This window comes from Agromyces badenianii (assembly GCF_003070885.1).
Classification (GTDB): Bacteria; Actinomycetota; Actinomycetes; order Actinomycetales; family Microbacteriaceae; genus Agromyces; species Agromyces badenianii.
In genome coordinates this window covers 1,899,437-1,924,399 of sequence record NZ_CP028913.1, presented here as the reverse complement: position 1 = coordinate 1,924,399, position 24,963 = coordinate 1,899,437, and the positions used below count along the sequence as shown (strand labels likewise).

The 24,963-nt window shown below is 70.2% G+C and carries 24 protein-coding genes and 1 tRNA gene; 21 read left to right on the top strand and 4 right to left on the bottom strand.

Annotated elements, in window-relative coordinates; all coding sequences use genetic code 11:
* Positions 1–53: 53 nt before the first annotated feature.
* Positions 54–956 carry a diacylglycerol/lipid kinase family protein gene (locus tag DCE93_RS09145; RefSeq protein WP_108595614.1) on the top strand — a complete coding sequence of 301 codons (903 nt, stop codon included), beginning with the start codon at positions 54–56 and terminating at the stop codon, positions 954–956.
* A 99-nt stretch (positions 957–1,055) separates the two neighbouring features.
* Positions 1,056–1,128 (top strand) — tRNA-Glu (locus tag DCE93_RS09140).
* Positions 1,129–1,292: 164 nt separating this feature from the next.
* Here the strand turns inward: DCE93_RS09140 and DCE93_RS09135 are convergent.
* On the bottom strand, positions 1,293–1,988 hold the full coding sequence (locus DCE93_RS09135) for a TIGR00645 family protein (protein ID WP_244284133.1): 696 nt from the start codon (positions 1,986–1,988) through the stop codon (positions 1,293–1,295).
* A gap of 251 nt (positions 1,989–2,239) precedes the next feature.
* Here DCE93_RS09135 and DCE93_RS09130 point away from each other — a divergent pair, with 251 nt between their 5' ends.
* The 8 genes from DCE93_RS09130 to DCE93_RS09095 all read left to right on the top strand — a co-directional run bounded on the left by DCE93_RS09130 (position 2,240) and on the right by DCE93_RS09095 (position 10,735).
* Complete coding sequence (locus DCE93_RS09130; protein WP_108595612.1) at positions 2,240–3,277, top strand: TerC family protein; 1,038 nt, start codon at positions 2,240–2,242, stop codon at positions 3,275–3,277.
* 108 nt (positions 3,278–3,385) lie between these two features.
* Complete coding sequence (locus DCE93_RS09125; protein ID WP_244284132.1) at positions 3,386–4,189, top strand: PP2C family protein-serine/threonine phosphatase; 804 nt, start codon at positions 3,386–3,388, stop codon at positions 4,187–4,189.
* 191 nt (positions 4,190–4,380) lie between these two features.
* Positions 4,381–5,844: a 3-isopropylmalate dehydratase large subunit gene (leuC, locus tag DCE93_RS09120; protein ID WP_108595611.1), complete on the top strand. Its 1,464-nt coding sequence runs from the start codon at positions 4,381–4,383 to the stop codon at positions 5,842–5,844.
* 2 nt (positions 5,845–5,846) lie between these two features.
* Positions 5,847–6,467, top strand: coding sequence for a 3-isopropylmalate dehydratase small subunit (gene leuD, locus DCE93_RS09115; protein WP_108595610.1), 621 nt, complete (start codon positions 5,847–5,849; stop codon positions 6,465–6,467).
* A complete protein-coding gene (gene murA / locus DCE93_RS09110) occupies positions 6,464–7,834 on the top strand; it encodes a UDP-N-acetylglucosamine 1-carboxyvinyltransferase (protein ID WP_108595609.1) in 1,371 nt (456 codons plus the stop codon). Before leuD ends, murA begins: the two co-directional genes overlap by 4 nt.
* Before the next feature lie 7 nt (positions 7,835–7,841).
* Entirely contained in the window at positions 7,842–8,618 is a 777-nt protein-coding gene (locus DCE93_RS09105) for a lysophospholipid acyltransferase family protein (protein WP_235825233.1), read from the top strand.
* Complete coding sequence (locus tag DCE93_RS09100; protein WP_235825234.1) at positions 8,608–9,747, top strand: NAD(P)H-dependent glycerol-3-phosphate dehydrogenase; 1,140 nt, start codon at positions 8,608–8,610, stop codon at positions 9,745–9,747. Before DCE93_RS09105 ends, DCE93_RS09100 begins: the two co-directional genes overlap by 11 nt.
* On the top strand, positions 9,647–10,735 hold the full coding sequence (locus DCE93_RS09095) for a D-alanine--D-alanine ligase family protein (RefSeq protein WP_108595607.1): 1,089 nt from the start codon (positions 9,647–9,649) through the stop codon (positions 10,733–10,735). Before DCE93_RS09100 ends, DCE93_RS09095 begins: the two co-directional genes overlap by 101 nt.
* A gap of 40 nt (positions 10,736–10,775) precedes the next feature.
* Here the strand turns inward: DCE93_RS09095 and DCE93_RS09090 are convergent, their stop codons facing one another.
* A complete protein-coding gene (locus DCE93_RS09090) occupies positions 10,776–11,294 on the bottom strand; it encodes a DUF3515 domain-containing protein (protein WP_108595606.1) in 519 nt (172 codons plus the stop codon).
* 132 nt (positions 11,295–11,426) lie between these two features.
* On the opposite strand from DCE93_RS09090, the gene thiL reads away from it, so the two are divergent.
* A complete protein-coding gene (gene thiL, locus DCE93_RS09085; protein WP_108596680.1) occupies positions 11,427–12,437 on the top strand; it encodes a thiamine-phosphate kinase in 1,011 nt (336 codons plus the stop codon).
* Here thiL and rsmD read toward each other — a convergent pair.
* Complete coding sequence (gene rsmD, locus DCE93_RS09080; RefSeq protein ID WP_108595605.1) at positions 12,407–13,000, bottom strand: 16S rRNA (guanine(966)-N(2))-methyltransferase RsmD; 594 nt, start codon at positions 12,998–13,000, stop codon at positions 12,407–12,409. The genes thiL and rsmD overlap by 31 nt on opposite strands.
* Positions 13,001–13,049: 49 nt before the next feature.
* On the opposite strand from rsmD, the gene DCE93_RS09075 reads away from it, so the two are divergent.
* From DCE93_RS09075 to mutM, 10 genes are read left to right on the top strand one after another with little or no spacing between them, the layout of a single operon-like run.
* A complete protein-coding gene (locus DCE93_RS09075; RefSeq protein ID WP_244284131.1) occupies positions 13,050–13,856 on the top strand; it encodes a tetratricopeptide repeat protein in 807 nt (268 codons plus the stop codon).
* Positions 13,853–16,105, top strand: a complete 2,253-nt coding sequence (locus DCE93_RS09070) for an ATP-dependent DNA helicase RecG (protein ID WP_108595604.1) — start codon at positions 13,853–13,855, stop codon at positions 16,103–16,105. Before DCE93_RS09075 ends, DCE93_RS09070 begins: the two co-directional genes overlap by 4 nt.
* A 51-nt stretch (positions 16,106–16,156) precedes the next feature.
* Entirely contained in the window at positions 16,157–16,648 is a 492-nt protein-coding gene (gene coaD, locus DCE93_RS09065) for a pantetheine-phosphate adenylyltransferase (RefSeq protein WP_108595603.1), read from the top strand.
* A gap of 26 nt (positions 16,649–16,674) precedes the next feature.
* Positions 16,675–17,649, top strand: a complete 975-nt coding sequence (locus tag DCE93_RS09060; protein ID WP_205647526.1) for an AAA family ATPase — start codon at positions 16,675–16,677, stop codon at positions 17,647–17,649.
* A 1-nt stretch (position 17,650) separates the two neighbouring features.
* The gene (locus DCE93_RS09055; protein ID WP_108595601.1) at positions 17,651–19,075 is read left to right on the top strand and encodes a DUF58 domain-containing protein; all 1,425 of its coding nucleotides are present in this window, start codon (positions 17,651–17,653) and stop codon (positions 19,073–19,075) included.
* A complete protein-coding gene (locus tag DCE93_RS09050; RefSeq protein ID WP_108595600.1) occupies positions 19,065–21,398 on the top strand; it encodes a transglutaminase TgpA family protein in 2,334 nt (777 codons plus the stop codon). Before DCE93_RS09055 ends, DCE93_RS09050 begins: the two co-directional genes overlap by 11 nt.
* 8 nt (positions 21,399–21,406) lie before the next feature.
* On the top strand, positions 21,407–21,979 hold the full coding sequence (locus tag DCE93_RS09045) for a YceD family protein (protein ID WP_244284288.1): 573 nt from the start codon (positions 21,407–21,409) through the stop codon (positions 21,977–21,979).
* A gap of 2 nt (positions 21,980–21,981) precedes the next feature.
* Positions 21,982–22,185 (top strand): 50S ribosomal protein L32, encoded by a 204-nt coding sequence (gene rpmF, locus DCE93_RS09040; RefSeq protein WP_108595599.1) that lies wholly within the window; start codon positions 21,982–21,984, stop codon positions 22,183–22,185.
* 55 nt (positions 22,186–22,240) lie between these two features.
* Positions 22,241–22,924 (top strand): ribonuclease III, encoded by a 684-nt coding sequence (rnc, locus tag DCE93_RS09035; protein WP_108595598.1) that lies wholly within the window; start codon positions 22,241–22,243, stop codon positions 22,922–22,924.
* A 1-nt stretch (position 22,925) separates the two neighbouring features.
* Positions 22,926–23,882, top strand: a complete 957-nt coding sequence (gene mutM / locus DCE93_RS09030; RefSeq protein WP_108595597.1) for a bifunctional DNA-formamidopyrimidine glycosylase/DNA-(apurinic or apyrimidinic site) lyase — start codon at positions 22,926–22,928, stop codon at positions 23,880–23,882.
* On the opposite strand, the gene DCE93_RS09025 is transcribed toward mutM, so the two are convergent.
* Positions 23,842–24,924, bottom strand: coding sequence for a GNAT family N-acetyltransferase (locus DCE93_RS09025; RefSeq protein ID WP_168186190.1), 1,083 nt, complete (start codon positions 24,922–24,924; stop codon positions 23,842–23,844). The two genes, mutM and DCE93_RS09025, sit on opposite strands and share 41 nt — an antisense overlap.
* Positions 24,925–24,963: the final 39 nt, after the last annotated feature.

The window sequence follows — 24,963 nt, the reverse complement described above, 5'->3', positions numbered from 1 at the left end:
CCAACACCCGCGCGTGGTCGGTGCGCAAGCGGCGGGCCTGCCAGAATCGCTGCATGCCCAGCGCTCCAAGGCGGCTCCTCGTCGCGATCAATCCCGCGGCGTCGTTCGGGCGCAACCGCGCGGTCGGCCCGGCCGTGACCGAGCGGTTGATGCGCGAGGGGTACGAGGTGTCGGTGCTACGCGAGGCGAACTTCGAACTGCTCCGCCGCGAAGCCGAGTCGGCGTTCGAACTCGGCACCGATGGGCTGGTCGTGGTCGGCGGCGACGGCATGGTGTCGCTCGGCGTGAACCTGCTCGCGGGCACCGGCGTGCCGCTCGGCATCGTGGCCGCCGGCACGGGCAACGACCTCGCGCGCGGCCTCGGACTGCCGCACGACGACCCGGCAGCGGCGACCGACGCGCTCGTGGAGGCGCTCGGTCGTGAGCCTCGACGTATCGATGCCGGACTCATCCGGCACGGGGCCTTGCGCACCTGGTTCGCGTCGGTCGTCTCGACCGGCTTCGACGCCGTCGTCAACGAACGGGCGAACCGGATGACGCGTCCGAGAGGGCCGAGCCGATACACGCTCGCCATGGTGCGCGAGCTCATCACCTTCCGCCCGCGCCGCTACACCATCACCGTCGACGGGGTGCGCCGCGAGCAACGGGCGATGCTCGTCTCCGTGGCCAACAACTCCTCGCTCGGCGGCGGCATGCGCATCGTGCCGCACGCCGACCTCGGCGATGGCCTGCTCGACGTGTTCATCGTGCATCCGCTCTCGCGGGCGCGGCTCGTCGCGGTGTTCCCGAAGGTGTTCGCGGGCCGGCACTCCGACCATCCGGCCGTCGAGTTCCTCACCGCACGCGAGGTGCGCATCGAGGCCGACGACATCATCGCGTACGCCGACGGTGAGCGCATCGGGTCGCTGCCGATCGACGTCGAGATCGTGCCCGGGGCGCTTTCCGTGTTCGTCTGAACGGGTCGATCGGCGAGTGGCTTCAGGCGGTGGATGCGGCGTCGGCCTCGATTTTGCAGCGGCCCCGAAGCTGTGTCATACTCTTCAAGTTGTCGATTCGGCCCCATCGTTTAGCGGCCTAGGACACCGCCCTCTCACGGCGGCAGCGCGGGTTCAAATCCCGCTGGGGTCACGCATGTGACATGCGACAACCACCTGAAAGCCCTCGCTTCTGCGAGGGCTTTCGGCGTTTCCGGCGTCGATCGGTGCATCTGGCGCGGTGCGCCCTTCTGCGTTGGAGCGCGCCAGGTCTGCGGCGCGGTGCGGCATCCCGATCGATGCCGCACCGCGCTGCCGTCAGTGGCGCGCGTCGGTGTCGGCGAATTCCGGCGCCTCGGTGCCGCCGAGGCCCGAGCGGGCGTCGGGATAGGCGACGGCGACGCCGTCGTGCACCTCGTGCGGCGCGACCTTGTGGTACGACATCCGGTCGATCCATGCGAGCGCGAGCGCCGAGAGGATGAAGACGGTGTGGATGATGACCTGCCACATGACACCCTCCGAGCTGTAGTCCTGGCCGGTCTCCGTGCCCTTCGCGACGCCGTCGGTCATGTCGCCGACCTCGATGAAGGTCTTCAACAGGTGGATCGACGAGATGCCGATGATGGCCATCGCAAGCTTGACCTTCAGCACGTTGGCGTTCACGTGCGAGAGCCACTCCGGCTGGTCGGGGTGGCCGTCGACGTTGATGCGCGAGACGAAGGTCTCGTAGCCGCCGATGATCACCATGATGAGCAGGTTCGCGATCATCACGACATCGATGAGCCCGAGCACGGCGAGCATGATGTCGGCCTCCTCGATCTTCTCGGGATGCGCGATCACCCCCTCGCCGAGGTGCCACAACTCGACCATGAAGACGACGACGTAGATCGCCTGCGCGACGATCAGGCCGAGGTAGAGCGGTGCCTGCAGCCAGCGGCTCGCGAAGATCGCATACCCGACGAGGGCGGAACCCGGGGAGGGACGGTACTGGCGGACGGGTGGTGTGGGGCTCACTGGCGCTCCTTCTCGTGCGGACCACGATTCTACGGGCGCGAACGGAACAGAAGCCTGCGCCCGGGTGCGCCCGGTCGCACGGCCGTTTCGACTAGACTCTCGGAAGCGAAGGGGAGTATCCCGCGAGGCCCGGCCTCGACCCACGATCGTCAGTACGAGCGCCGTCGTCGCCGCTCCGGGCGTGGGACCTGTGCACGCAGGGGGAGAGACTTTCGGATTCCGTCGTCCCCGCATACTCCGAAAGGCACAACGTGCTCGATCTCCCCGTCTGGTTCGAAGTCGGATCCCTCGTCATCCTGACCTTGATCCTCGTCGCCGATCTCCTGCTCGTATTGAAGCGGCCTCACGTGCCGTCGATCAAGGAATCGACGCTCTGGGTCGTCTTCTACGTCGTGCTCGCGCTCATCTTCGCGGGGCTCATGTTCGTGCTCGGCGATGCCGAGCACGGAGGCCAGTTCCTCGCCGGATGGCTGACGGAGTACAGCCTCTCGATCGACAACCTCTTCGTGTTCGTCATCATCATGGCGAAGTTCTCGGTACCGCGGAAGCTGCAGCAGGAGGTGCTCATGGTGGGCATCATCATCGCCCTCGTGCTGCGCGGCATCTTCATCCTGCTGGGCGCCTCGCTCATCGAGAACTTCTCGTGGATCTTCTACATCTTCGGTGCCTGGCTCGTCTGGACGGCGATCCAGCAGGTGCGCGACAGCCACGAAGACGACGACAGCGACACCTTCATCGTGCGGATCCTCCGCCGGCGGGTCGCGCTCACCGACGAGTACGACGGGGTCAAGCTCCGCACGGTCATCGACGGCAAGCGATTCTTCACGCCGATGCTCATCGTCTTCGTCGCGATCGGTACGACCGACCTGCTCTTCGCCCTCGATTCGATTCCGGCGATCTTCGGCATCACGCAGAGCCCGTTCATCGTCTTCACGGCGAACGTGTTCGCGCTCATGGGCCTGAGGCAGCTCTACTTCCTGCTCGGCGGACTGCTCGAGCGCCTCGAGTACCTCAAGTACGGCATCGCCTTCATCCTCGCGTTCATCGGGGTGAAGCTCGTGCTCCACGCGATGCACGTGAACGAGCTGCCGTTCATCAACGGGGGCGAGCACATCGAGTGGGCACCCGAGATCTCCACGTGGATGTCGCTCGGCGTGATCCTCGCAGCCATGGCGGTGGCGACCGTCGCGAGCCTCGTGAAGGCCCGGCTCGACGCGAAGTCCCGTGGGCACAAGCTCATGGACGAGGTGCCTCACTTCACCGAGGATTCGCACACCGACGGCCGCTGAGGCCCTCCACCGGCGTCGGCACGGCGCGGGAGTTGCTAGCGTGGAGGCTCGGCGCCCGGATGCATCGTCGCGGCCGCCGCCCGCTTCCCCACTCGATCGAGGAGAACCGTGTCAGGTGATGGCGAGGGCGTCGTCGCCCTGACGCACGGGTCAGCGCTCATCGCGCACAGCGCGCGAACTGATGTCGGTCGCGTGCGCAGCGTGAATGAAGACTCCTTCCTCGCCGAGGCGCCGGTCTACCTCGTCGCCGACGGCATGGGCGGTCATGCCCGCGGTGACGCCGCGAGCCAGGCCGTGATCGAGACGTTCTCAAGACATCTGCAGCTCGGGGTGCCATCGTCGCCCGAGCAGGTGCTCGATGCGATCCACACCTCCAATGAAGCCGTCCGAGCGCTCAGCGAGGAGGGCGAAGAGGGCACTGCCGTCGCTGGCACGACGCTCTCGGGCATCGCGCTGGTCGATGCCGGCGACGGCGCGGGGTTCCACTGGATGGTCTTCAACATCGGCGACTCGCGGGTCTACTCCTGGGACGGCAGCACGCTCGAGCAGCTGAGTGTCGACCATTCGGCCGTGCAGGAGCTCGTGGACGCCGGACTCATCAAGCCAGAAGACGCCGAGCGGCATCCCGACCGCAACGTCATCACTCGGGCGCTCGGGGCCGATGAGTTCGTCGATCCCGACGTGTGGCTGATCCCCGTGTCAGGGCGTCAGGTGTTCCTCGTGTGCAGCGACGGTCTCTCGAAAGAGGTCGACGACCGATCGATCGCCCACATCCTCGCGGGCGATACGGGCCACGCGGCTGGACTCGCGGGCGAACTCGTCGATGCCGCGCTCGCGCACGGCGGTCGGGACAACGTGACGGCGATCGTCGTCGAGTCCGTGCTCGGCTCCGACGACGATGAGAGGCCCTGATCGTTCGTCGTGACGATCGAGCGGTCATCAGGCGCGAGCTGGTGAGTGCGTCGATTCCGAGGTGTTAGCCTGTGGGTGTGCGCGCACGACGACGTCTTCTCCTTCGGTGCCGCGGCGGGGCTTCGTTCTGAGGCCATCCCCGCCGCGGAGTCCGTCGTCGGCTGACCCCCGGAACTGAGGAAGACGAACGCATGAACGCAGCATCCCCGAACAGCGCTGTCGCGACGGGCCAGCACCCGCGCACCCTGGCTGAGAAGGTCTGGAACGCCCACCTGGTCAAGCAGGGTGAAGACGGCACTCCCGACCTCATCTACATCGACCTGCACCTCGTGCACGAGGTCACGAGCCCGCAGGCCTTCGACGGCCTGCGCATGGCCGGCCGCCCGGTGCGCCGTCCCGACCTGACGATCGCGACCGAAGACCACAACACCCCGACGCTCGACATCGACAAGCCGATCGCCGACCTCACGAGCCGCACGCAGATCGAGACGCTTCGCCGCAACGCCGCCGAGTTCGGCATCCGCCTGCACTCGCTCGGCGACAAGGAGCAGGGCATCGTGCACGTCGTCGGCCCGCAGCTCGGTCTCACGCAGCCCGGCATCACGGTGGTGTGCGGCGACTCGCACACGTCGACCCACGGCGCATTCGGCGCGATGGCGTTCGGCATCGGCACGAGCGAGGTCGAGCACGTGCTCGCCACGCAGACCCTGCCGCTCAAGCCCTTCAAGACGATGGCGATCAACGTCGAGGGTTCGCTGCGCCCGGGCGTCACCGCGAAAGACATCATCCTCGCCGTGATCGCGAAGATCGGCACCGGCGGCGGGCAGGGCTACGTGCTCGAGTACCGCGGCAGCGCCATCCGCGCGCTCTCGATGGACGGCCGCATGACGATCTGCAACATGTCGATCGAGGCGGGCGCACGAGCCGGCATGGTGGCGCCGGATGCCACGACCTACGAGTACCTCGAGGGTCGCGATCACGCACCCCGGGGCGCTGACTGGGACGCCGCCGTCGAATACTGGCAGACCCTCGCGACCGATGAGGGTGCGACGTTCGACGCCGAGGTGTTCATCGACGCCGACACGCTCGAGCCGTTCGTCACCTGGGGCACGAACCCCGGTCAGGGCGTCTCGCTCTCCGAGACCGTGCCCGACCCCGCGGCGATCCCCGACCAGCACGAGCGGGCGGCCGCGGAACGCGCGCTCGAGTACATGGCGCTCGAGCCCGGCACGCCGCTGAAAGACATCAAGGTCGACGCCGTATTCATGGGCTCGTGCACCAACAGCCGCATCGAAGACCTGCGCGCGTTCGCCTCGATCATCAAGGGCAAGCAGAAGGCCGACGGCGTGCGGGTCATGGTCGTGCCGGGCTCGGCCCGCGTGCGGCTCGAGGCCGAGGCCGAAGGGCTCGACAAGATCATCACCGAGTTCGGCGCCGAGTGGCGCTTCGCGGGCTGCTCGATGTGCCTCGGCATGAATCCCGACCAGCTCGCCCCCGGCGAGCGGTGCGCCTCGACGTCGAACCGCAACTTCGAGGGGCGCCAGGGCAAGGGCGGTCGCACGCACCTCGTCTCGCCGCTCGTCGCGGCGGCCACCGCGATCCGCGGCACGCTGTCGAGCCCGTGGGATCTGCAGACCGCAGGGGAGGGGAACTGACCATGGAGAAGATCACCACCGTCACGGGCACCGCGGCACCGCTGCGGCGTTCGAACGTCGACACCGACCAGATCATCCCCGCCGTGTTCCTGAAGCGCGTCACGAAGACGGGCTTCGACGACGCCCTGTTCTACGCCTGGCGTCAAGATCCCGACTTCATCCTGAACCGCCCCGAGTACCAAGGGGTGAAGGTGCTCATCGCCGGCCCCGACTTCGGCACCGGCTCGAGCCGCGAGCACGCCGTCTGGGCGCTGCGCGACTTCGGCTTCGACGTCGTCATCAGTTCTCGATTCGGCGACATCTTCCGCGGCAATGCCGGCAAGCAGGGCCTCGTCGCCGCGCAGGTCGCGTACGAAGACATCGAGCGGCTCTGGGAGGTCATCGAGGCCGACCCGGGAATACCCGTGACCGTCGATCTCGTTGAGCGAACTGTGACCGTAGGGTCGCTCAGAGTGCCGTTCGACATCGACGACTACACTCGGTGGAGGCTGCTCGAGGGGCTCGACGACATCGGGCTCACCCTCAGGGATGCAGCAGCAATCGCCGAATTCGAATCTCATCGAGAAGCGTGGCGGCCGAAAACGCTCCCCATCAGGGAGCCGGCGGAATCAGGGAGTCTGTGAACACACTCGGGCAAGATGCCAAGAACCATGGAACGGCAGTCGGTTTGAACGTCGACAAGATCACGATCAACGGCGGCAAGCCACTCCGCGGCCGCATCGAGCTGAAGGGCGCGAAGAACCTCGTCACCAAGGCGATGGTCGCAGCGATCCTCGGTGACACTCCGAGCGTCTTGAAAGACGTGCCGAACATCAGCGATGTGCGCATCGTGCGGGGCCTGCTCGAGGTGCACGGCGTGAGCGTCACGCAGGGCGTCGACGAGGGCGAGCTGATCCTCGACCCCTCGGCGGTCGAGACGGCGCACATGGCCGACATCGACGCGCACGCGGGCTCGAGCCGCATCCCGATCCTCTTCTGCGGACCGCTGCTGCACCGTCTCGGCGAGGCGTTCATCCCCGACCTCGGCGGCTGCCGCATCGGCGACCGCCCGATCGACTACCACCTCGAGGTGCTGCGCAACTTCGGCGCCATCATCGAGAAGCTCCCGAGCGGCATCCGCATGTCGGCACCCGGCGGGCTGCACGGTGCGAAGGTCGCTCTGCCGTACCCCAGTGTCGGAGCGACCGAGCAGGTGCTGCTGACCGCGGTGCTCGCCGACGGCATCACCGAGCTCTCCGGCGCGGCCATCGAGCCCGAGATCATGGATCTCATCAACATCCTGCAGAAGATGGGTGCGATCATCACGGTCGACACCGACCGGGTCATCCGCATCGAGGGAGTCGAGAAGCTCGACGGCTATACGCACCGCGCGCTCTTCGACCGCAACGAGGCCGCGAGCTGGGCTGCGGCCGCGCTCGCGACCGAGGGCGACATCTTCGTCGGCGGCGCGCGTCAGGCCGAGATGCTCACCTTCCTCAACGTCTTCCGCAAGGTCGGCGGCGACTTCGAGGTGGAGGACGACGGCATCCGCTTCTACCACCCCGGTGGCGAGCTCAAGCCCGTGATCATCGAGACCGACGTGCACCCCGGCTTCATGACCGACTGGCAGCAGCCGCTCGTGGTCGCCCTCAGCAAGGCCAAGGGCGTTTCCATCGTGCATGAGACGGTCTACGAGCAGCGCTTCGGCTTCGTCGACGCGCTCGTCGAGATGGGCGCCTCGATCGAGGTGCACAAGGAGTGCCTCGGTCCGGCGAGCTGCCGGTTCGGACAGCGCAACTTCAAGCACTCCGCGGTCATCTCGGGTCCGTCGAAGCTCACCGGCGCCGACATCGAGGTTCCCGACCTGCGCGGCGGCTTCAGCCACCTCATCGCCGCGCTCACGGCCGAAGGACGCTCCACCGTCTCGAACGTCGGAATCATCGCTCGCGGCTACGAGGACTTCATCACGAAGCTCGAGCTGCTCGGGGCGGACTTCGAACTCGAAGGATAATGGGGGAGTGCCACACGACGACTCGTCCTCGAACCCCTCGCCGAAGGCTCGTTCGGAGACCCGCCGCCCCTCGTTCTTCTGGCTGTTGGCCGCGATCGCACTGCCGCCCCTGAGCGTCGCGGTCCGCTACCGGTTCCACCACCGCGAGCGGATGCCGCAGTCCGGCGCGTTCGTGCTCGCTCCCAATCACTACAGCGAGATCGACCCGCTCATCATCGGCGCAGCCGTCTGGAAGCTCGGTCGCGCGCCGCGGTTCCTCGCGAAGGCGTCGCTCTTCAAGAACCCCGTTCTCGGCTGGTTGCTGCGCACCTCGGGCCAGATCCCGGTCGAGCGGGCGGGCAGCAAGAGCCACGCGGCACTCCGCGCGGCCGAGCAGCTCGTCGAGAAGGGTCGCATGGTCGTCGTCTACCCCGAGGGTTCGCTCACCCGCGACCCCGAGCTGTGGCCGATGCGCGGCAAGAGCGGGGCCGTGCGCATCGCGCTCGAACGCGGCATCCCGATCATCCCGGCCGCGCACTGGGGCACTCAGCACCTCATGCCCCGCTACGGGAAGAAGATCCACCCCTTCCCCCGCAAGACCATCGATGTCATCGTCGGCGAACCGGTCGACCTCAGTGCCTACCGTGGCAAGCCACTCGACCAGCGGTCGCTCCTCGCGGCCACAGACCTGCTCATGAGCGCCATCGCCGAGCTGCTGTCGGAAGTGCGCGGCGAACCGGCCCCGGCCGAACGCTGGGATCCGACGGCTCACGGCCAGAAGGAGACGGGCCGCATTGAAGACTAGAACTCCGGCGAGAAAGGCCGCCGGCAAGCGCGTCGCCGTGCTCGGTGCCGGCAGCTGGGGCACCACGTTCGCGAAGATCCTCGCCGATGGCGGCGCAGACGTCGTGATCTGGGCGAGGCGACCCGAACTCGCGCGCGAGATCCAGGAGGCCAAGCGCAACAGCGACTACCTCCCGGGCGTGAACCTGCCGATCGGCCTCCGCGCCACGAGTCGCCTCGACCTCGCCCTCGCCGGAGCCGAGCAGGTCTACGTCTCGGTGCCGAGTCAATCGCTTCGCGACAACCTCGTCACGATGGCGCCGCACCTCCACGCGAACGCCACCGTCGTCTCCCTCATGAAGGGCGTCGAGAAGTCCACGGGCAAGCGCATGAGCGAGGTCATCGCCGAGGTGCTGCCCATCGACCCGTCGCAGATCGCCGTGATCTCGGGGCCGAACCTCGCCCTCGAGATCGCGAAGGAGCAGCCGACGGCGGCGGTCGTCTCCTCCACGAGTCTCGAGACGGCCCAGTCCGTGGCATCCGTCGCCCGCAACCGATACTTCCGCTCGTTCGTGAACACCGACGTCATCGGCACCGAGTTCGGCGGCGTGCTGAAGAACCTCATCGCCGTGGCGATCGGCATCGTCGACGGCGTCGGCTACGGCGAGAACACGAAGGCCTCGATCATCACCCGAGGCCTCGTCGAGATGACCGATTTCGCGGTCGCGTACGGCGCCCACCCCGAGACCCTCGCCGGTCTCGCCGGACTCGGCGACCTCATCGCCACGAGCCAGTCGCCGCTCTCACGCAACAACACGGCCGGTCGGCTGCTCGGCCAGGGGTACCACCTGAACGACGTCGTCAATCAGATGCAGCAGACCACCGAGGGGCTCGCGTCGGTCGGACCGATCCTCGAACTGGCGCGAGCGATGGGCGTCGACATGCCCATCGTCGAGCAGGTGCGACAGGTGCTCGCGGGCACCCTCGACCCCAAGGACATCGCGCCCCACCTCACGACCGATGACGAGCCGCAGGGCGAAAGGACGAACGATGGACAAGCTCAGGGTGGTTCTGCTGTTCGGAGGGCGTTCCAGCGAGCATTCGATCAGCTGCGCCACGGCGGGCGGGGTGCTTCGAGCGATCGACCGTAGCCGGTACGAGGTGATTCCGGTCGGAATCACCCGCGACGGTGCGTTCGTGCTGGAGTCCGACGACCCCGATCGGTTCGCCCTCGACCCGGCACACCTGCCCGAGGTCGTCGACAATGGCAGTCGGGTGCGCTGGCCCGAGAGTGCGGCGTCGCGAGAACTGCGCGTGACGGATGCCGCGGGCGAACGATCGCTCGGCGACGTCGACGTGGTCTTCCCCATCCTGCACGGCCGATTCGGTGAAGACGGCACGGTTCAGGGGCTGCTCGAGCTGCTCGGCCTGCCGTACGTCGGCAACGGCGTGCTCGCCTCTGCGGTCGGCATGGACAAGCACTTCACGAAGACCGTGCTCGAGGGTGCGGGCATCGCGGTCGCGCCGTGGGTGACCCTGACCCGAGCTGCGCTCGCCGATGACCGTGAGTTGTGGGAGCGCCGCACGAAGGCGCTCGGCCTGCCGGTGTTCGTCAAGCCCGCTCGCGCGGGTTCCTCGGTCGGGGTCAGCAAGGTGGCCGACTGGTCGGCGCTCGACGCCGCGCTCGAGACCGCCTTCGCCGAAGACGGAACGGTGATCGTCGAGGCGGCGATCGTCGGCCGTGAGATCGAGTGCGGAGTGCTCGGCGGCGCCGGCACATCCGTGCGGGTGAGCGTCGCCGGCGAGGTCGTCGTCAGCGGGCGCGACTTCTACGACTTCGAGGCGAAGTACCTCGATGCCCCCGGCATCGAGCTCGTCTGCCCGGCCGACCTCGGCGACGGCGAACTCTTCGAGCTGCAGCGCATCGCGCGGCGGGCGTTCGAGGCGATCGGTGGCGAGGGGCTCGCCCGGGTCGACGTGTTCCTGACGGGCGAGGGCTTCGTCGTGAACGAGATCAACACGATGCCGGGCTTCACCCCGATCTCGATGTTCCCGACGTGCTGGCTGCAGTCGGGGCTCAGCTACCCCGATCTCATCGCCGAACTCATCGACGGCGGCCACGCGCGGGGCAGCCTCTAGACGGCGGCGTTCCGACGCCGGGTGCCGGTCGGCGGTCGCATCAGCCGAAGGTCTCGTCGAGCGTCGTGCAGCCGCCCTCGGCCGGAATGACCGAGACGGCGTCGGCGAGCTCGGTGATCACCGTCGTACCCGAGACCACGTCGTTGTCGACGAGCACTTCGACGGCCGGCGTGCGGCCGTAGGTGGTGAACAGGTAGCGCGGGGCATCCGTCTCGTCGATGACCCAGTCGACCCCGTTGACGCTGACGCAGCGATCGGTCGTCGGGCCGGGGGTCTCGGCGCCGCAGCGCAGCACGACCGAGGCGGGCGTACCCCACGCCCCGGTGCCCTGCGCATTGGTCTCGCGCTTCGGCTGCTCGGCCTCGGTGTCCCTCGCGAGCGTGTCGGGCAGGCGCACGACGACGGCAGCGCAGGCGGAATCGCGGGCTTCGGGGCCGGCGTCGACCGGAACGATCTGGGTGCACGCGGCGAGCACGAAGACCGACGCGGCCGTCACGGCAGCGGCGAGGAGCACGCGGGATCGACGGTGCCGCCGGGCGGGCGAGGGTGACTCAGTCATCCCGTTCAGGCTATCGCGAGCCGCGCGGCTCGAGCTGGGTGCCGGGCGACCCGGAGCGCGGTGCTCACCTCTGACCGCTCGCAGCGCGTCGGCCGCCGAACCGGCGACGACGCGCACGCTAGCGTGAGAGACATGCACGAGCCCCAGCGAGCGGATGCCGCGGCCCACCCCCGAACCGTCGGCGACCTCGGAGAAGACGCCGTGCTCGGGCGGATCCTGCCGCGGCTGCGCGCCGGCGATGCCGCGCTCCTCGGCGCCGGCGACGATGCCGCGGTCGTCGCCGCGCCCGACGGACGATTCGTCGTGACCACCGACCTCATGGTGCACGGCCCCGACTTCCGTCTCGCCTGGTCGACCCCGTTCGAGCTCGGCTGGAAGGCCGCGGCCACCAACCTCACGGATGTCGCGGCCATGGGCGCCCGGCCGACCGCCCTCGTCGTGGCGATCGCCGCCCCGCCGTCGACCGACGCGACGGTGCTCGAGGGCATTGCCGACGGCTTCCGCGAAGCGCTCGCCGTGCTCGCGCCGGGCGCCGGGGTGGTCGGCGGCGACCTCTCGGCCTCCACGGTCCTGACGATCGCGGTGACCGCCTTCGGCGACCTCGAGGGACGGCCGCCGGTGACCCGCAGCGGGGCGCGGGTGGGCGACGTCGTCGCCCACGCCGGCGTGCGCGGCGACGCCGCCCGCGGGCTCGCGCTGCTCTTCGACGAGGCGCGGGATGCCGCGGGGGAGCCCGATGCCGATGCGGCCGATGCGCTCCGCGGCCGGCATCCGGCCCTGATCGCCGCCCAGCTCGCCCCGGCGCCGCCGGTCGCAGCCGGGGTCGCCGCTGCGCTCGCCGGGGCCACGGCGATGCTCGACGTCTCCGACGGACTCGCCCGTGACGCCCGGCGCATCGCCCTGGCGAGCGGCGTCGGCATCGACTTCTCGGCCGCAGCGCTCGGCCCCGACGCGCGACTGGCGCTCGCCGGCGCCGAAGACCACGGCCTGCTCGCGACGTTTCCGCCCGCCACGACGCTGCCCGCACCCTTCGAACGCATCGGGCGGGTGACGGATGCCGCGGGCGAACTCTTCGTCGACGGCGCCCCGATCGACGCCGTCGGGTGGGACCCCTATTCCGGCTGGGACGGCAGGGCGGGCTGAGCCGTGCTCGCCCACCAGAGGGTCGTCTCGCCGTAGTCGCGTCGACGCTCGGCGGCGATGCCCTCCGGCCACTGCGGCTCGGGCGAGCGGGAACTCCGCTCGACCATCACGACGGCGTCGGGCGCGAGCAGCGGGGCGAGCAGCTCGAGGTCGCGGGCGAGTGCACTTTCGGCGAGATCGTACGGCGGGTCGATGAACGCGATGTCGACTCCGCCCGGTGCGCCTTCGAGATAGGCGGCGACGGCGCGCACGACGACCCTGACGTGCGGGGCCGAATGGCCGCGCATCGCCTTCAGCAGCGCGTCGGCGTTGGCGCGGCAGACGTCGGCCGCCGGCTTGGCGCGTTCGACGAGCACGACGTCGGTCGCTCCGCGGCTCGCGGCTTCGAGTCCGAGCGCGCCGGATCCGGCGTACAGGTCGAGCACGCGGGCGCCCTCGATCGCGTCTCGCGCCTCGAGAGCGGAGAAGATCGCCTCGCGTACGCGGTCGCTCGTGGGCCGGGTGCCGGAACGCGGAACACGGAGGGTGAGGGAGCCGGCGAATCCGGCGATGATGCGGGTCATGCTCACGGCAGCATAACGGGCGGCCCCGTTGCGCTGCCATGATGGACGGGTGGATGACTCGACCGACCAGGTGCCCGCCGAACCGTCCCGAAGCCGCGGCGCCGAACAGCAGATGATCGACCGACTCTGGGATTTCAGCGACCCAGCAGCCAGCGAGGAGCGGTTCCGGGGAGCCGCAGACGATGAGGAGAACCCCGCGCAGTTGCGCGCAGTGATGTCGACCCAGCTCGCGAGGGCGCTCGGCATCCAAGGGCGGGTCGACGAAGCGCTCGCCGCGCTCGAGGCGGTCGCCGCGGGGATTCCGGCGATCGACGCCGAGACCGATGCCGCAGAGCTGCGCGCGAGGGTGGCCATCGAGCGGGGCCGGCTCGCGGCATCCGCTGCCCGCCCGGTCGACGCGGTGCCCGAGCTCACCCGCGGGGTTCGCGAAGCGGCGCTCGCCGGCTCGCCGTTCCTCGTGCTCGATGCCCTGCACATGCTCGCGCTCAACGACGCCGGCCATGAGGAGGAGTGGGCCGCCGAGGGCTTCGACGTGCTCGCCGGGGTGCGTGACGCACGCGTCCTCCGCTGGGGGGTCGCCCTGCACAACAACCTCGGCTGGACGATGCACGACGCTGGGCGAGCCGAGGCGGCGCTGCGGCACTTCGAGCAGGCCGTCGAGGCGGCCGACCGTTACGGCACCGCCGAGCAGCGTCACGTGGCCCGGTGGTCGGTGGCCCGCTGCCTGCGCACCCTCGGCCGCAACGAGGCGGCGCTCGCACTGCAGCAGGAGCTCATCGCGGCGCGCCCCGACGACCCGTACGTGCAGGCCGAACTCGCCGCGCTGACGGAGGCGGAGCCTACGATCGAGGCATGACCGAGGGCACAGGCGCGACCAGCGGGAGCGAGAGCGCTCCGGGCTCGTTCACCCTCGATTCCCGGTTGTCCGGAGCGCTCGGCGGCCGCACGGCGCAGGCGTTCGAACGAGGATTCGGCCACCGCACCGTCGGCGACCTGCTCGCCCACTACCCGCGGCGGTACGCGATGCGCGGCGAGCTCACCGCCCTCGCCTCCCTGCCGCTCGACGAGAACATCACGATCATCGCCGAGGTCATCGAGGTGGGCGAGCGCTCGATGCGCGCTCGCCGCGGCTCGATCGTCGAGGCGAAGATCACCGACGGCACGGGTGTGCTGACCCTCACCTTCTTCAACCAGCGTTGGCGGGCGGCAGAGCTGCGCCCCGGCCGTCGCGGCATCTTCGCGGGCAAGGTGAGCGACTACAAGGGGCAACGCCAGCTCGCGCACCCCGACTACGAACTGTTCGACGACGCCGCACCGATCGAGGCCGGGGATGCCGCGGCCAGACGGTGGGCCGAGGCGCCGATCCCGATCTACCCGGCGACGGGCACCCTCGCGAGCTGGCAGATCGCGAAGGCCGTGGCGCTCGTGCTCGACGGGCTCGCAGCGCTCGACGACCCGCTGCCGACGAGCGTGCGCCAGGCGAAGTCGCTCCTCGCCCATCGCGAGGCGCTCGAACTCGTGCATCGCCCCGAGCGCGATGCCGACTGGAAGGGCGCACGGCGCACTCTCCGCTTCACCGAGGCCTTCGTGCTGCAGACGGCGCTGCTCGAGCGTCGCGCCGAACTTCGCACGCACACCACGGCCGCTCGGCACCCGGTGCCGGGCGGAGCGCTCGAACGCTTCGATGCAGCCTTGCCCTTCACCCTCACCGGAGACCAGCGCGACGTCGGCGCCGAGATCGCCGGCGACCTCGGCGAAGCCGTGCCGATGAACCGGCTCGTGCAGGGCGAGGTCGGCTCCGGCAAGACGGTCGTCGCGCTGCGGGCGATGCTCGCCGTCGCCGACTCCGGCGGGCAGTCCGCACTGCTGGCTCCGACCGAGGTGCTGGCCGGCCAGCACTTGCGATCGATCGTGAAGATGCTCGGCCCCGACCTCGCCGCAGAGCTCATCCCGACCCTCCTCACCGGGCAACTGCCCCTCGCCGAGCGCAAGAAGGCCATGCTGCGCGCCGCGGCCGGCCAATCGCGCATCGTCGTCGGCACGCACGCGCTGCTCGGCGACACGGTCTCCTTCGCCGACCTCGGGCTCGTCGTCGTCGACGAGCAGCACCGCTTCGGCGTCGAGCAGCGCGAGGCGCTGCGCCTGAAGGGCCGCAATCCGCCCCACGTGCTCGTGCTGACGGCCACGCCGATTCCGCGCACCGTCGCCATGACCGTCTTCGGCGACCTCGACGTCTCCACGATCCGCGAACTTCCGGCAGGCCGCGCGGGCATCACCTCGCAGGTCGTGCCGCTCGCCATCCGGCCCTCGTGGAGGCCGCGCATCTGGGAGCGCCTCGCCGAAGAGCTCGCCCTCGGTCGTCAGGCGTTCGTCGTGTGTCCCGCGATCGAGGCGAAGGTCGTCGAAGACGACGGTGCGGGCGACACGGTCGCCCGCGGTGCAGCAGATGACGCGGCGCCGCGCGGCGACGGGCCGGCCGATTCCGCGGCCCCCGTGGCATCCGTCGCCGCGGTGCTCGCCGAGCTGCGCGCCCACCCGCGCTTCGCCGAGACGCGCATCGCACCCCTGCACGGCCGCATGTCGGCCGAGGAGAAGGACGCCACGATGCGGGCCTTCTCGGCGGGTGAGCTCGACGTGCTCGTCGCGACGACCGTCATCGAGGTCGGCGTCGACGTGCCCAATGCGAGCGCGATGGTCGTGGTCGACGCCGACCGCTTCGGGGTCTCGCAGCTGCACCAGCTGCGCGGGCGGGTCGGTCGAGGCGGTGTACCGGGTCTCTGCCTGCTCGTGACCTCGGCCGTACCCGGCTCGCTCGCACTGCAGCGCGTCGAAGCCGTCGCGGCGACGCTCGACGGGTTCGAACTCGCGCAGGCCGACCTCGAGCTGCGGCAGGAGGGCGACGTGCTGGGCGCCACCCAGTCGGGCGGGCGTTCATCGCTGAAACTGCTCCGGGTGGCTCGCGACGGCGACCTCATCGCCGAAGCGCGAGAGCTCGCCCAGGGGGTGCTCGCCGAGGCGGGCGGCCTGGCCGGCCACCCGGCGCTCGCGGCCGCGGTGCGCAGACGGCTCGACGAGGAGACGAGCGGGTACCTGAGCAAGGGCTGAAACTCTCCACTGCCCCGCTCGCAGCGCCACGCGGGCAGTACGCTGTTGCATATGCAGCGGATCGCCGTCGTCCCCGGATCGTTCGACCCTGTCACGCTCGGTCATCTCGACGTCATCGAGCGGGCGGCGGGGCTCTACGACGAGTTGCATGTCGTCGTCGTGCACAACCCCGGCAAGTCGGCGCTGCTGCCGATCGCCCAGCGGGTCTCGCTCATCGAGCGTGCGATCGCCGATGCCGGCATCGAGGGTCGCATCGTCGTCGCGTCGTGGAGCATGGGCCTGCTCGTCGACTACTGCACCGACGTCGGCGCGACGGTGCTTGTGAAGGGGGTGCGGTCGCAGCTCGATGTCGGCTACGAGACGCCCATGGCGATCGTCAACCGCCACCTCGCAGGGGTCGAGACGGTCTTCCTCCTGCCCGACCCGGCCAACGCCCACGTGTCGAGTTCGCTCGTGCGCCAGGTCTCCGCCCTCGGCGGCGACGTCGCCCCCTACGTGCCGGCCGTCGTGGCCGATTACCTCCAGGCGGCGATGACGCCATGAGCGAGACCACGGCCGTCGTGGCGCAGATGGGCATCGACGAGGTCGGCGCCCGCGCGGCGACGATCGTGCAGAACGTCGAAGCGGTCATCGCCGGCAAGCGCGACGCCGTGACGAGTGCCCTCACGGTGCTGCTCGCCGAGGGGCACCTCCTCATCGAAGACGTGCCGGGCGTCGGCAAGACGATGCTCGCCAAGACCCTCGCCCGTTCGGTCGATGCGACCGTCAGCCGCATCCAATTCACCCCCGACCTGTTGCCGAGCGACGTCACCGGCGTCTCGGTATTCGACCAGGCGAGCCGTCGTTTCGAGTTCAAGCACGGACCGGTCTTCGCGAACATCGTGATCGGCGACGAGATCAACCGTGCGAGCCCGAAGACGCAATCGGCGCTGCTCGAGTGCATGGAGGAGCGCCAGGTCACCGCCGACGGCACGACCTACCGGCTCGACCCGCCGTTCACGGTGATCGCGACGCAGAACCCCGTCGAGATGGAGGGCACCTACCCGTTGCCCGAGGCGCAGCGCGACCGGTTCATGGCCCGCATCTCGATGGGGTACCCGTCGTCGGCCGATGAGTTGGCGATGCTCTCGACCCGCGAGACGTCGAGCCCGCTCGACGAGCTCGAGCCGGTCGTCACGCTCGACGAGCTGCGCGGCATGATCGAGGCCGTGCAGCACGTGTTCACCTCGCAACCGGTCAAGGAGTACGCCGTCGATCTCGCACGGGCCACCCGTGAAGACCGGCAGTTGCGACTGGGGGCGAGTCCGCGCGCCACGCTGCAGCTCATCCGCGCAGCGAAGGCGCACGCGGCGATGCACGGCCGCGATTTCGTGCTGCCCGATGACGTCGACGCGCTCTCGGTTCCGGTGTTCGCCCACCGCCTCGTCCCGACCAGCCGTGCGATCGGGGCGCACGACCGCGACAGCGGGCCGCTCATCGACGCCATCGTGCGCCGCATCGTAGGGGAGACGCCGGTTCCGGTCGGCAGCGCGCGAAGGAACTGACATGTGGCGCCCCCGCTCCGCTCGAATCGCGACCTGGCCGCGACTCACGCGCCGGGGTGCCACGCTCGTGATCGTCGGTGTCCTGCTCCTCGCGGTGTCGTTGTGGTTCGATCTTCGCGACATCCTCGTGCTCGCCTTCGTCGGCATCGCGATGCCGGCTGTGGCGGCGGCCTTCGTCGCCCTGCGAAAGCCCCGACTCGCCGTCACGCGGCGGTTCGCGCCCCCGGTCGTCTCAGCGGGCGGATCGACGAAGGTCTCGCTCGTCGTCAAGAATCGCGCTCGTCGCACGTTCGACGGCGCGCACTGGCGCGACCGCGTCCCCTCCGGCCTCACCGCACCCGCCGAGGCGATCCTGCCCGCGATCGGGCCGCACGAGTCGATGCTCCCGACGGGCGACGACACCGTCCGTGTCGAGTACCGCCTCCTGACGCCGCGGCGAGGCGTCTACCAGATCGGGCCGCTCCGCGTCGGCATCACGGACCCGTTCGGCCTCGCCCGGGTCGACCGAGACGTGGGCACCGGTCGCGAGGTCGCGGTGACGCCGCGCGTGACCCCGCTCGACGCCGCGCTCGGGTCGGCCGCGAGCGTCGACGGCGTGCTCAACGGTTTGCAGCGGCGCACGCATCCGAACTCCGACGAGCTCATCGCGCGCGAGTACCGCTACGGTGATCCGTTGCGCCGGGTGAACTGGGCCGCGACGGCTCGCCGGGGCGAGCTCATGGTGCGCGAAGAGGAGCAGCGCGGCGACCCCGAGGTGCGCATCATCCTCGACACCACCCTCTCGGGGCGGGGCAAGGCGTCGGCCGTGCGCCGAGACGGTGACGATCGCACGCATTTCGGGTTCGAGCTCGGCGTCGAGGTCGCGGCCTCGATCGGCATGCACCTGCTGGAGCGCGGGTATCGCGTGCGATGCGACCGGGTCGACGATCCCGAGCGGAGCATCCTCTCCGAGGAGTCCGGCGCCGGGTACCGACTGCCGGGCGGCGACCGCTTGCTGCTCGAAGACCTCGCCCGGCTCGAGAGTCCTTCCCGGCAGTCCGGTGCGCGAGCGGAGTCGCGCGCTCCGACCCACGCGGCGGCCCCGCGCGGCCGTGAAGCGCGCATGCCGGGCTTCGCCGTGCTCGTCGACCCCGACGAGCACGACGCCCGCGCGCTCGTCGCGCTGCGATCGACGTTCGAGCCTGCCGTGGTGTTCGCAACCGAGGGGGTCGCCGCCGGCGTCGTCGAGGCGCTCGAGAAGTCCGACTGGCGGGTGGTGCGCGTGCGCCGGTCCGCCGACATCGGGCCGGCATGGTCGGGCACGACCGTTCCCGCGAGGTCGGGCACGACCGTTCCCGCGAGGTCGGGCGGTGGCGGCACCTCGGGCGGCGGCGCGGCGACGCCGCACAGAGACGGCGATGGGGCGGTGACGGCTGATGCGTCCTGACCCGGTTCCCCTCTCGCGGGCCCAACGGCTGGCCCTGACGTCGACGTCGTTCCTCCTGCTCGCGATCGCCACGATGGCACTCGGCCCGCTCATCGCGGGAAGCGGCTGGTGGTGGTTGTGCGCGTTCATCGCAGCCGGCACGCTCTTCGCGGGGGCGGGGCTGCGCGCGCTGCGCACTCCGGCGTCGCTCGTGCCGGTGCTCGAACTCGTCGTGCTCCTGCTGCTGCTCACGCTCGTGTTCGGCGGCACCACGAGCATCGCGCTGATCATTCCGACGCAGGGCACGTTCGAGACGTTCGGCGGTTTGATGTCGGGCGCACAGCGCACGATCGAACAGCAGTCGGTGCCCGCCATCCCGGTGCCGCCGCTGCTGTTCGCCCTGGCCGTCGGAGTGGGCCTGCTCGCGGTCGTCGTCGACATCCTCGTGCAGACGCTGCGCGTGCCGGCGCTCGCCGCGGCACCGGCGCTCGTGCCCGTGCTCGTGCCGGGGTTCATCATCGAAGCGGGGGCCGAGGCACCCACGCTCGTGCTGACCGCGGCCGCGTACCTGCTGCTGCTCCGCGTCGACGTGCGGGTGCGCCGACGCGCGCGCCTGCTCGGCGACGGCGAGGGCGACGGCGACGATGCCGCGACGATCGTGCCGCCCAAGCGCGTGCCGATCGTGTCGACCCTCGGCGCCTCGCTCGGCCTCGCCGCGGTCGGCCTGCTCACGGCATCGGTGCTCGCCGCGTCGACGCCGAGCGTGTCGACGAGCCTCCTGCTCGGCTCGCCGGGCCAGGGCACGCTCTTCGCGCGTGGGGTGAGCCCGTTCATCGACCTCGGTCGAGACCTTCGGCGCCCAGAGGCGCGACCCGCGTTCCACTACTTCGCGCGCGACGCCGACCGGCCCTACTTCACGCTCCTCACGCTCGATCGATTCGAGGGCGAGGTGTGGGGAGCCACCGACGCGGCCGTCGACGGCGACAACACCGTCGACGCGATGCCGCGGCCCGACGGCCTCTCCGATGACGTCGCGACCTCGGAGCATCCGATCGAGGTCATCGTCGACGAGGTCCGAACGACGTGGCTGCCGGTGCCGTATCCGTCGTCGCGCATCGAAGGGCTGAGCGGATCCTGGTTCTGGGACTCGGATTCCCTCGCCGTTCGCAGCGTCGACACGAATACCGGAGGCCAGCGGTATCGGGTGACCCGACTCGAGGTGGAGCCGACGGTGGCGCAGCTGCGCGGTGCGAGCGGCGATCTTCCGTCCGATCTCGACCCGTATCTCGAACTGCCCGAAGATGCGCCGCCGATCATCGCCCAGACCGCGGCCGAGATCACCGCGATCGCCACCTCGCGATACGACGCGGCGGTCGCGATCCAGTCGTATCTGCGTTCGGCGGACTTCGACTACTCGACCGAGGCCCCGGTCGCCGAGGGATACGACGGCGGCGGGTTCGACGTCGTCGCGCGGTTCCTCGAGACGAAGGCCGGCTACTGCGTGCACTTCGCGTCGACGATGGCGGTGCTCGCGCGCGAGGTCGGCATCCCTTCGCGCATCTCGCTCGGCTACACCCAGGGCAGGCCCGCCCAGGAGCGCGTCGACGGCGTGCAGCGCGTCGAGGTCGACTCCCATGACCTGCACTCGTGGCCCGAGCTGTACTTCGAGGGCGTCGGCTGGGTGCCGTTCGAGCCGACCCCGGGCCGGGGCAGCGTGCCGGAGTACTCGCGCCCGGGTGCCGGCGAGGGAACCGGTGCCGCGGCGCCGAGTGCGGCTCCCTCGACGCCCGGGGCCGACGGTCGCCCCGAACTCGATCCCGACCGAGGGCTCGCGGGGCAGCGCGGCGACGGCCTTTCCGCGGATTCGTGGTGGCAGCGCGGTGCGCCGGTCGCGCTCGTCGTGGTGCTCCTGCTGCTGATCCCGGCCGGTCTGCGGCTCGGCCAGCGCTGGTCGCGTCGCCGACGGCTCGCGAGGGGCGATCGACCGGCGGATGCCGCGTGGGACGAGGTGATCGCCACCGCGCGCGACCTCGGTGCAGGCGGCGGCGCCGTCGAGACGCCCCGGGCGTTCGCGGCCTCGCTCGCGGGGCGCGAGGCCTTCGGCGCGGCGGAGCCCGCCGCCGCACTCACCGTGCTGCGCGACGCCGTGGAACGAGAGCGCTACGGCCCCGATCCCGGGTCACCGGTCGACGGAACGGAGTTGCGCGACGCGCTCGCGCGAGTCCGCGCGGCCCTGCTCGCGGACGCAACACCGCCGGTGCGCATCAGGGCCGTGCTCGTGCCGCGATCGCTCTTCGACGCCGCGCGCCGTGCACTCGGCGAACGCCCACCCGCCGACGCGTAGACTCGTCGATCGTGGCCATCAAGCATTCCCCTTTCCGCGTGAACGTGCGGGACCTCGTCAATCGTCCCGGTGAGATGCGCGAACACCCCTTCACCGCAGTCGCCGCCGACCAGATGGGCGAGGGGCTCGTCGCCGTACGCGCCGGCTCCGAGCTCGATGTCGACGTCCGGCTCGAGTCGGTGCACGAGGGCATTCTCGTCACTGCGGAGGTCGACGCCGTCGCCGAGGGGGAGTGCGGGCGCTGCCTGATCGACATCGCCCTGCCGGTCGAAGTCGAGTTCCAAGAACTCTTCGGGTATCATTCTGGGGAAGCCATCGAGTATGAGGTTCAAGACGACCACGTGGATCTTGAACCACTCATCCGCGATGCGGTAGTGCTGGCACTGCCGTTCCAGCCGGTGTGCCGACCGGATTGCCCCGGACTCGACCTCGAGACCGGGCTCCGACTGGCCGATCATCCGGAACTCGTCACCCCTGAGCACAGCGATCCACGCTGGTCCGCGCTCGCCGGGTTCCAGGCTTCCGAAGACAACGGCTCGGATGACGCATCCGACGCCGACCAGCAGAGAGAAGAGAGATAGTCATGGCTGTTCCGAAGCGGAAGAAGTCACGCTCCAACACCCACGCGCGCCGCTCGCAGTGGAAGGCCGAGGTTCCCACGCTCGTCAAGACCGTCGAGAACGGCAAGGTCACCTACAGCCTTCCGCACCGCGCGAAGGTCGTCGAGGACTCTGCGGGCACCCCGCTCTTCCTCGAGTACAAGGGCCGCAAGGTCGCCGACGTCTAGTCGGCCCCAGACACCCGAACGACCGGTCGTGACGCGAACGGAACTCACCGGGGCAATGGATCAGACGCTCGAGGAGCTGCAGCAACGCCTGCAGATCTCGATCGATCCCGCCCTGCTCCTGCTCGCGCTCACGCACCGGTCATTCGCGTACGAGAACGGCGGCATCCCGACCAACGAGCGCCTCGAGTTCCTCGGCGACTCGATCCTCGGTCAGGCGGTGACGGTCAAGCTCTTCCGCGACCATCCCGACCTCGACGAGGGCGAGCTGGCCAAGCGGCGGGCGAGCCTCGTGTCGAGTGTCGCGCTCGCCGAAGTGGGCCGCTCGGTCGGCATCGGGCCGTTCGTGCGCCTCGGCCGAGGCGAGACGCTGACCGGCGGTGCCGACAAGCCGTCGATCCTCGCCGACACCGTCGAGGCGATCATCGGTGCCGTGTACCTCGACGCCGGCGGCGATGCCGCCACCGAGTTCGTGTTGCGGCTCGTCGCCCCCCTCATGAGCGATCCCGCCCGCTTCGGCGCCGCCATGGATCCGAAGACGAGCCTGCAAGAGGTCGCCGCACGCCGCGGAGCCGCTGCACCGGTGTACACCGTCGCCGAGAGCGGGCCCGACCACAACAAGCATTTCATCGCGACGGTGGCCGTCGGCGACCTCGTCGAAGCGTCTGGCGAGGGGTCGAGCAAGAAGCAGGCCGAGATGGCCGCCGCGCTCGAGGCCTGGACCCGCCTGAACTCGCACTGACGTGCCCGAACTGCCCGAGGTCGAGGTCGTGCGGGCCGGACTCGCGCCGGCGGTCACGGGCGCCGTCGTGTCGGCGGTCGAGGTGCTCGAGCCCCGTTCGCTGAAACGGCACGACGCGGCATCCGGTGACTTCGAGGCCCTCGTCACGGGGGCGCGCATCGAGGCGGCCGTGCGCCGCGGCAAGTTCCTCTGGCTTCCGCTCGGCGGCGACCGCGCACGCGAGGGGCGGGCGGTCGTCGGGCACCTCGGCATGAGCGGGCAGATGCTGCTGCGCACGCCCGACCACCCCGGCGACGACGCGCACGCGCGCGTGCGGCTGCACCTCGAGCATCCAGGCCTCGGTGAGCTTCGGGTCGATTTCGTCGACCAGCGCATCTTCGGCTCGCTCGCGGTCGATCGGCTCGTGCCCACGGCCGACGGCGAGGTCGGCGGGTTCTCCGGCGGCGTCTCGGGGGAGTGGGCGCGGCACGTGCCTGCACAGGTCGCCCACATCGCCCGGGATCCGCTCGATCCGGCCTTCGACGACCGTGCGTTCCTCACGGCGCTCGCGAAGCGGCACACGGCCGTCAAGCGCGTGCTGCTCGATCAGGGCGTCGTCAGCGGCATCGGCAACATCTACGCCGACGAGTCGTTGTGGGCGGTGCGGGTGCACGGCGACCAGCCCGCATCGTCGCTGTCGACCCGTCGGGCACGGCAGCTGCTCGACGCCGTTCGCGAGGTGCTCGGCAAGGCGCTCGCCGAGGGCGGCACGAGCTTCGACGCCCAGTACGTCAACGTCAACGGCGCATCCGGCTACTTCGCGCACTCGCTGAACGCCTACGGGCGCACCGGCCTGCCGTGCCCGCGGTGCGGCACGCCGATGGTGCGGGAGCCCTTCATGAACCGCTCCTCGCACCGTTGCCCGAAGTGTCAGCGACTCAGTCGCGCTGCCATTCCGCGCTCATCCCGCGGAGCGTGAACCCGAGCGCGATGTTGATCGCGAGCATGTGGTCGTTCTCATCGGCGTTCCAGGTGTAGATGTCGGTGCGATCGGGCGTCGTCTCGCCGAGGTGCACGAGGTTGGCGAGCTTCAGCAGCATGCCGAGCCCGTGGCCACGGTGCGGACCGAGCACGATCGTGTCCCACTGGAACGCGGCGGTCGAGTTCGAGGGCAGCGAGAGCTCGGTGTAGGCGGCGACCGACCCGTCGGGGGCGATGGCCGCCTGAACGAGCGTCGTCCGCCCGGCCTCGAGCGCCCGCGCCTCACCGGCGCGCACCCGCGCTGCGTCCCAGACCTCCTCGTCGACGATGACCGCGCCGAACGGCGGGTCCGTCGCCATCGAGGCATGCGCCACGGCGAGCGTGTCGAGCAGTTCCTCGGGCGCACGGTCGACCCAGCCGGTGAGACGATACGCCGCGGAATCCGCCCCTTGAGCGGCCAGCCGAGCGGACAGCAACGTGCGGAACTCCTCGAGCCGGCCCGTCACGCTCAGGCCGCTGACCCGCTCGAGCTGCGCCAGCCGGTAGCCGTGGCGGAGCGCGAAGGATGCGCCGACCGCCCCCGCCGGGATCGAGCCGGTGCCGTCGGGCGCCTCGAGGCGCGGCCCGGGGGCGTCGAGGTTCGCGAGCGCGACATCCGAATAGCCCGCGACGATGTCGCGTCCGAGCGATCGCGCATGCGCTTCGGCGCGTGCGAGCAGTTCGGCGCCGAGCCCGCGGCCCCGTTCGTCGACGGCCACGCCGACCGAGATCTCGGCGGTGCGTGCCTCCTCGCCGCGCTCCCACAGCACCTCGGCGCGGCCGATGCAGCGTTCGTCCTTCCACGCCGCGAACGCCTGACGGCCGGTGTACCGGTCGTCGCGGAACTCCGGCAGCAGCTCCGCTGCCTCTTGGGCGAACCGGCGGTGTCCCCAGACCGACTCCTGCACGTCGGCGGTGAGTTCGACGAAGGCCTCGAAGTCTGCGGCCTCGGGCGTGCCGAGTCGCTCGGGTATGTCGAGTGGTCGGATGTCGATGTCCACGTCTGCCTCCTCGCCGCCCCAGTGGCAGCCGTTCAGAAT

Excerpts from the sequence above, each read along its gene's own strand:
- DCE93_RS09145 (WP_108595614.1), top strand. The coding sequence starts at position 54 with ATGCCCAGCGCTCCAAGGCGGCTCCTCGTCGCGATCAATCCCGCGGCG.
- leuC (WP_108595611.1), top strand. The coding sequence starts at position 4,381 with ATGAACGCAGCATCCCCGAACAGCGCTGTCGCGACGGGCCAGCACCCG.
- leuD (WP_108595610.1), top strand. The coding sequence starts at position 5,847 with ATGGAGAAGATCACCACCGTCACGGGCACCGCGGCACCGCTGCGGCGT.
- DCE93_RS09095 (WP_108595607.1), top strand. The coding sequence starts at position 9,647 with ATGGACAAGCTCAGGGTGGTTCTGCTGTTCGGAGGGCGTTCCAGCGAG.
- DCE93_RS09090 (WP_108595606.1), bottom strand. The coding sequence starts at position 11,294 with ATGACTGAGTCACCCTCGCCCGCCCGGCGGCACCGTCGATCCCGCGTG.
- thiL (WP_108596680.1), top strand. The coding sequence starts at position 11,427 with ATGCACGAGCCCCAGCGAGCGGATGCCGCGGCCCACCCCCGAACCGTC.
- rsmD (WP_108595605.1), bottom strand. The coding sequence starts at position 13,000 with ATGACCCGCATCATCGCCGGATTCGCCGGCTCCCTCACCCTCCGTGTT.
- DCE93_RS09070 (WP_108595604.1), top strand. The coding sequence starts at position 13,853 with ATGACCGAGGGCACAGGCGCGACCAGCGGGAGCGAGAGCGCTCCGGGC.
- coaD (WP_108595603.1), top strand. The coding sequence starts at position 16,157 with ATGCAGCGGATCGCCGTCGTCCCCGGATCGTTCGACCCTGTCACGCTC.
- DCE93_RS09060 (WP_205647526.1), top strand. The coding sequence starts at position 16,675 with ATGGGCATCGACGAGGTCGGCGCCCGCGCGGCGACGATCGTGCAGAAC.
- DCE93_RS09055 (WP_108595601.1), top strand. The coding sequence starts at position 17,651 with ATGTGGCGCCCCCGCTCCGCTCGAATCGCGACCTGGCCGCGACTCACG.
- DCE93_RS09050 (WP_108595600.1), top strand. The coding sequence starts at position 19,065 with ATGCGTCCTGACCCGGTTCCCCTCTCGCGGGCCCAACGGCTGGCCCTG.
- rpmF (WP_108595599.1), top strand. The coding sequence starts at position 21,982 with ATGGCTGTTCCGAAGCGGAAGAAGTCACGCTCCAACACCCACGCGCGC.
- rnc (WP_108595598.1), top strand. The coding sequence starts at position 22,241 with ATGGATCAGACGCTCGAGGAGCTGCAGCAACGCCTGCAGATCTCGATC.